Below are 6,832 nucleotides of genomic sequence, written 5' to 3'. Positions count from 1 at the left end.
CGAGTTATCGGTATGAAAATGCCCAAGGCTTCGATCCATCGCGGTGATGGTAGCGTCACCGCACCGGGATAGGGGCTTTGGAGGGAGAACGCGGTAGGGCAGGCCGAAGCTGGCTATGAGCCGAGAGCTCGTCGAGTTATGTGGCCGCCCCTGCGACTGACCCGGTTGTGCCGAGAGCACGCATCCGTAGGTGTCGTTCGCCCACCTGTTCTCCCGCGTCCGCAACGACGGAAAGGAGTGCACCATGCGCAGCATCGGTTTAGATGTTCATCGTGACTTCTGCGAGGTCGCGATCATCACCGACGGCGTGGTCGCGAGCGCCCCACGCGTTCCAACGACGCCACATGATCTGTTCAGCTTCGCCAAGAACCTTCGACCGACCGATCAGATAGTGCTTGAGAACACCTCCAACGCCCGCGCGATCGCGGCGATCCTGGAACCTCACGTCGCACGTGTCGCGATCGCCAACCCCTTGGCGGTGAAGTTGATCGCTCACGCCAGGGTCAAGACGGACAAGATCGATGCCCGCGTGCTCGCCCAGTTGCTGGCGGCGGGGTTCCTGCCCGAGGTCTGCTTCGGCGACGAGGACACCAGAGCGCTTCGTCGACGGGTCTCGCGCCGCGGCGCGTTGGTCAAGCAGCGCACCGCAGCCAAGAACGAGATCCATGCGGTGCTGATGCGCACCCTCACGGCTCGGCCGCCGGCCACCGATCTGTTCGGCGTGCGCGGCCGCGCCTGGCTCGCGCGTCAGCTCTTCGCACCCGACGAGCAAGAGACGGTCGCAGGATGCTTGCGTCAGATCGACATGCTCGATTCTGAGGTCGCGGTCATGGATCAGGCGTTGGCTACGATCGCGCTGGGCTCATCGGTGATCAGAAGGCTCATGACCATCCCCGGCATCGACATGCTCACCGCCTCGGCGTTGGCGTCTGTCATCGGTGACGTCTCACGGTTCCCAACATCCCGCCACCTGGTGAGCTACCTCGGATTGAACCCCACGGTGCATCAGTCGGGGATCGCGCCGGCGCGCATGGGTCGCATCTCCAAAGCAGGCTCTTCGGTCGCGCGTTGGGCGCTGGTCGAAGCTGCATGGACCGCATCGAAGGCACCCGGACCGCTACACGCCTTCGCCCAACGCATCGGTGCGCGCCGCGGTAAGAACATCGCCGCGGTCGCGGTTGCCCGCAAGCTCACGGTGCTCGCCTGGCACATGTTGAGCAAGGGTCAGGACTACGCGTTCGCGCGTCCGAGCATGGTGGCAACCAAGGTGCGCAAGCTCGAGCTCACCTCCGGCGCAAAGCCCAAGCGAGGGGTGCGCGGCACGACCTACGCCAGCGACGCGATGATCGCCAAGGAGCGAGCGATAGTCGCTCAGGCTGAGGTCGCCTACACGCGCATGGTCTCCGACTGGAAAGCGACCAGACCAGCGGGAGAGAAGAAGGGCGCGGGTGCCACCACCGGGGCGCGCATCCATTGAGCGCACGTGGCGCTCAAGCGGCGCGGCAGGCATCAGCCCCAAACCTGCGCTTCGCTACGGGGTCACCCGCACCCCAGGTGATTCAACCAAGGAGGAGGGAATCCGTCCAATCAGTTGACTTTCATCCGTATCCAGCACCTGAATCCTTCAGCAGCTTCGGCCAGTTACTGCGAAGCGCCGCCCAGAGAAGGATCCCCACGGGCGGAGCAACCAACACAAGTAACGTCCATAAGCCGCCTCGCTGTCCGCGATCACTCATGTCCTTACCTGCCGACACGGCGATAACAAGCCAAGCAACAAGCGCGACAACCGCGAGGATTCCCCACGCGGACTCGCCCCCAGCGGGATACACCTTGAGCGACCCCTCAGCCGTCAGCAACTGGCTCACCCCCGATCTGAGTCTGGATAACGACTTGGGCGCTGACCCGACGGCGAAGCCGGTCGGGTCCAGCGACGGGTTGGGCGGCCAGCACCAACTGGGCTCATACAAGTCTGTGAAGGGATCATGGCCAACGCCTCGCACACTGCCCCAAGAGCGATGGGAGGCGGTCCAAAGATTGAATGACTTGCCCGGAGTGCTCAGTGTTGGCTTCGCCACGCCGGTCGAGCCAGACCCCAACAAGTCCTGCCTTGCGAGCGCCTTGGGCGTCGGTCTCGTATCGATCTCCAACGTAGACGCTTCCCACTGGGTCTTCACCGAGGAGTTCACACGCGTGCAGGAAGATCTGGGGAGCTGGCTTGGAGAACCCCACGTCTGCGGAAGCGGCGACACACTCGAAACGTTCCAGGATCCCGGTGGCGAGGAGCTTCCTGCGCTGCTGCTGACCATGTCCGTTGGAGACCACGCCCAGACGCTGAGATGACAACTCGTTCAGGCAGGGCATGACGTCGGGGAACAGCGACCAGCTTGCTTCGTAGGCGGTGAGGTAGACCTGGAAGACGCTCAAGGCGTCCTCAGCGCTCGGGCTCGACTGAGCGACTGCGCGGATCCGTTCTATGCGCTGCTGTTCGAAGGAAAGCTCCCCGGCGAGGAACCGATCGAACTCCCGCTCCGAAGCAAGGTTCCACCGCGTTCGAAAGGCATCAAGTGGTTCGCAGGGAGCCACTACCTTATGGATCGCGCCAAGCCCCGCCTCCACGGCACCATCGTCATCCAGCAGCGTGCCGTCAATGTCGAACAGAACCAGCATCAGTCCGCCCAACGACGATTCTGCGCGTCAGCGGCCGGACGCCGCAGGCGGACGGTCCGCTGCACGCGCGAGTTGTGCTGCAACCCGGCACCCACCGCCTAGAACCCCCGTTCGACAATCGGCATCACGTGAAGACTCGTGGATCGCAGGAGGAGAAGCGCACCCAGGGCAGCCGCCGCGGTCAGCAACAATGCCAGCACCGAGGCGACGTCCGCCCGAATCCGCATGCGGTGCGTCCTTGCCATGAGCCAGGCGCCGCCCGAAGCAGCCAGCAAGGCGATCCCCCCACCCGCGATGCCCTGGCTCGGGCTATCCCAGCGGAACGCCCCCCGGTGTGCAGCAGGCCGGATTGCGGTCACCAGAAGAACGCCGAAGATCATCACAAGAGCCGGGAGCCCCGAGAGGGCCACGGCGGCGCTCCGGAGCAGCCCGGATGACGCCTTCATCAAATGCCTCCCATCTGGTCAGCACAACGATTTGGCGGCTCAGCGGCCGGGCACCGCGAAGCGGTGCCCGGTCCGCTGCGGCCGCTGGTTATCTGCCTACGGGTCAGCGATTGGGCCATTCCCTGTTCCCCCTACGCAGAAATAGCACAAGTGGCCGCGTTCGGCCGTCGGCCGTGAATATCCACGGGGTCAGCCTTCAAGTCTACGTCGATGGATAGGCCCAGTTGGCGACCCAGGACAATGTTGTCTACGCGGTACCGCCCGAAACCTCGCTTTGTCGCAGTCAGAGAAGCGAGGACGCATTCATCCGCGCCACCACGAATCCGAAGGTTCCCGAAGCACGCGCCACCGTACCGGTTGGAGACCGCCTCTCGTCCGAAGGGGTCCAGGGCGAGCAGCACACCGGATACCGGTCTGCTCTGCGCATCTCGAACCATGATCATGACCGTGCTGTTGGAATCGGAGGTCTTCGTTTCGCAGGGAAACACGTCCGCAACTCTCGGGGTGTTGTCACATGCGCCGAGAGACGCCAAGAAGATGGCGACCATGACGACCCGGCTAGCCCTGTGCATCGTGCAGATAACTCCTATTTGTGCGGACCTTGATAGCGCTCCGCTCGGACAGGATAGCGCGCGCGGGTCGGTTTTCGGTACTGCGCGCAGTCCCCGGTCGGAGGGTGTTTGATGGACTCATTGGGGTGGCTGTTTGTTTGTTATCCCGACCTGTCGGTCGGGATAACAGTTGTTCCCTAATCACGCGCGCGCGCCCGGTTAACGAGTCGAGGCGCGCGCCGGGACATCGAAGCTTGCGAGGATGCGGGCGGCTTCGGAGTCGTAGTTCGCGGAGGTGGCGTCGTCGGGGGCAACGGCGCGCACGTCGAGTACCCAACCCTGGCCCCATGTGAACACCCAGTCGATGACACGGCAGCCGGAGCACCAGTAGTCAATACCGCGCGCGGCACTGGGCATGGGTCCCGAAGGGAACACCGAGACGAACTCGAGGGTCGGACGTCCGGCGACGTCGATCTTGCCCGCGGTCACGTTCGCGCCGGCGGTGCGGCGCGCGTCCATGTACGCGGTCACCGACTCCGACATCGGGACGCATCCGCTCACAGCTTCCTCGGGCCAGCGCTGACGCCAAGGCCGACCGCAGTATCCGGGAAACGCGCGCACCTGGACGTAGTACCGAACGGGCGACTCCAGCACGGGGCGGCATCCCGCACACTCTTTGTCGATGCTCGGGACCGGGGCCCCGGCGTCCGGGGAGAACATCACCGCGCGCCCGGCGGGCGTGTCCATTGTGAACTGCGTCCAGTCGGCCGGATACCGCAAGCGATAGGCCGCAAATGTGTCGGTGTACTCGCGCAGATCACGCGGGCGCGGAGACGGGGATTCGCTCCCGCGACCGATCGGTTCCGAGCCGGCGCCGGGGTTCACCCCGGGCAGCGTGAACACCAGCGCGGCGATCGCGGCGGCGCCGGCCGTCACGACAACCAATGTGCGCGCACGCGTCGCGCGCCGCCTTGCGCGCTCGAAACGTCCCCAGGCCTCCCCGACGGGAGGCTCCGCGCCGGACGCGCGCCGCATAGTCTCGCGGATCAGATCTTCGCCCTTCATCTGTCCTCCGCGGGAACGTGCACGTCGGGGCCGAGCACCGCGCGCAGACGTCCAAGTGCTCGGTGGGTCAGCGACTTCACCGTGCCGACCGGGATGCCGAGCACTTTGGCGATCTCAGCCTGCGGCAGATCCTCGTAGTAGCGCAAGACCAACGCTTCACGTTCCCTCCGCGGCAGCGCCGCAAGCGCATCCCACACCACAATCTGATCTTCTCCCATCCCTTCGACCACCGCCGGCGTGTCCGGCTGGCGAGCGATCGCATGCTTGGCTTCGACCTTGGCCCGGCGCAGCAGCGAGCGATGACGATTGACGAGCACCGCGCGCGCGTACACCGCGGGACGCTCCCGCTCGCGTATGCGCGCCCACGCCCGGTACACCCTCACCATCGCCTCCTGTGCAAGGTCTTCAGCCTCGGTCCAATCCGATGTCAGCAAGTACCCGATGCGCCGCAAGGAACGGAACTCAGCATCGAAGAACGACCGGAACTCGGTCTCGCGGTCGCTCACTTGCGCCGTTCTCCCACGCTTGAACGACGCCGGAGGCGCGCGGAAGGTTCGCTATCCACGCTGAAACACCCAGCCCGACCACGCCAGCGCGCGCCGCATGCGACCCAGCGACGCCGACAAGGCGCGCCGCGCGTCGGAAGCGGCACGCTCGGCATCCTCGGGCGTCGCGGCGTCGGGTCCGCCCCACAGCGCCGGTTCCACGACTTCGGTCAGACGTCGCAACGGCTCTCCGGCACCCTCGGCCGACGACGCAAGGCGTGTCGCGTGCTCGCGCGGCGTCTCGCCGGGACTGCGCCGCAGCCCGGCCGCGGCGCACCAGCGCAGGAAGTCCCCATACCAGCTCAACGTCGCCATTCGCACCGGGCGCGCGCGCACCCGACGCCGACGCGTCCTTCGACCGGCCAGAAGAACCACCACCACTCCAAGCGCGGTCAGCGCGGCGATCAACGGACGACCGAACCGAACACCGCGCGCGGGCGCAGTCGGCGACTCAGCTTGCGCACCCGGACTGGGACGTGCGGTTGGGCGGATCCCCGGAGCGGCCGTGGGGAACACCGGCGAAACGGCCCCGGGCGCCAGTCCCGCCGCCTCACCCGCACCCACCGCGTAGTCCGGCACCTCAGCCACACCCGGTCGTGGCGTCGGCTCGAACGCGAGCCACCCGACGCCGGGGAAGTAGATCTCGACCCACGCATGCGCTTCACGCGTCGTCACGCGATACACGCCGTCGGTACCCCGGCGTCCGGATCCAAAACCAATCGCAACGCGCGCCGGCAATCCCACCGCGCGTGCCATCACCGCCATCGTTCCCGCGAACTGCTCGCAGTACCCTCGCTTGCTCTTCGTCAGGAACTCTTCGATGGTGTCGTATCCGTGACCGGCCGCAACATTCTCGTCGTAGGTGAACGAACGCAAGTAGCTCTGCAGAGCGAGCGCACGTCGGAACGGCGTCGGCTGTCCGGCCGCAACCTCAATAGCAGTCTCGTGAACAACACGAGGCAAGCCGCGCGGCAACTCCAGGTACCGTCGCAGCGCGCGCCGGTCGAACCCGCGAATCTCGTCGAGCCTCTGCGGCGTCACAGCAGGGGCCCGAGACAAGACCGTGTAGCGCATTCCCGGTCGTAGTCCAAGCGGCATCAACAGCGTCCGGGTCTCCGGTTGGTATCGCAGATTGCGCACGCCCGAGACCACGGTCGGCAAGTACGCGGCCGGCACCCACGGCCCGGCCAGTCCCGTGATCCGGATCTCCTGACGCACCGGCACCGTTTCGGCGAATCGGCCGTCCGGCTTGATGAGTCCCCCGAAGTTCACCTCATTTCCGCCATTGGGCTGCGTCCACGACGCGCCGTCAAAGCGATCGAGCGCGGTCAGGCGATAGTAGGCCGGGAAGTTGCTTCGCACGGTGAATAGCTCGGCATCGACATCGTTGTGCAGCGTGGGTTGAATAGCGACCAGTGGGTTGAAGAAGATGCGCGCGCCGGGGCCGGCGGATCGCAAATACGGCGGGTCGCCGTACCCCGGCAAGAAGGGCACGCCCACCGCGACGACGATTGCGACGACGATTGCCGCACGCACCGCAGTCCCCGCCCGCCAACCC

7 protein-coding genes are annotated in these 6,832 nt (G+C 65.9%); 1 reads left to right on the top strand and 6 read right to left on the bottom strand.

Annotated elements, in window-relative coordinates; translation table 11 throughout:
- The first annotated feature begins 244 nt into the window (after positions 1-244).
- On the top strand, positions 245-1,477 hold the full coding sequence (locus WDA27_14535) for an IS110 family transposase (GenBank protein ID MFA5892142.1): 1,233 nt from the start codon (positions 245-247) through the stop codon (positions 1,475-1,477).
- Between the two features lie 121 nt (positions 1,478-1,598).
- Here the strand turns inward: WDA27_14535 and WDA27_14530 are convergent, their stop codons facing one another.
- The 6 genes from WDA27_14530 to WDA27_14505 form a co-directional block, all read right to left on the bottom strand.
- Positions 1,599-1,865 carry a hypothetical protein gene (locus WDA27_14530; protein MFA5892141.1) on the bottom strand — a complete coding sequence of 89 codons (267 nt, stop codon included), beginning with the start codon at positions 1,863-1,865 and terminating at the stop codon, positions 1,599-1,601.
- Positions 1,866-1,980: 115 nt separating this feature from the next.
- Positions 1,981-2,667: an HAD family hydrolase gene (locus tag WDA27_14525; GenBank protein MFA5892140.1), complete on the bottom strand. Its 687-nt coding sequence runs from the start codon at positions 2,665-2,667 to the stop codon at positions 1,981-1,983.
- A gap of 98 nt (positions 2,668-2,765) precedes the next feature.
- A complete protein-coding gene (locus WDA27_14520; protein MFA5892139.1) occupies positions 2,766-3,113 on the bottom strand; it encodes a hypothetical protein in 348 nt (115 codons plus the stop codon).
- 770 nt (positions 3,114-3,883) lie between these two features.
- Entirely contained in the window at positions 3,884-4,729 is an 846-nt protein-coding gene (locus tag WDA27_14515) for a PsbP-related protein (protein ID MFA5892138.1), read from the bottom strand.
- A complete protein-coding gene (locus tag WDA27_14510; protein MFA5892137.1) occupies positions 4,726-5,235 on the bottom strand; it encodes a SigE family RNA polymerase sigma factor in 510 nt (169 codons plus the stop codon). Before WDA27_14510 ends, WDA27_14515 begins: the two co-directional genes overlap by 4 nt.
- A 51-nt stretch (positions 5,236-5,286) precedes the next feature.
- Positions 5,287-6,832, bottom strand: a 1,546-nt coding sequence (locus WDA27_14505) for a DUF3488 and transglutaminase-like domain-containing protein (protein ID MFA5892136.1), incomplete at its 5' end; no start/stop codon positions are given.

This window comes from Actinomycetota bacterium (genome assembly GCA_041658565.1).
Classification (GTDB): domain Bacteria; phylum Actinomycetota; class AC-67; order AC-67; family AC-67; genus JBAZZY01.
The sequence above is the reverse complement of the archived record's forward strand: the minus strand, read 5'-3'. Positions and strand labels throughout refer to the sequence as shown.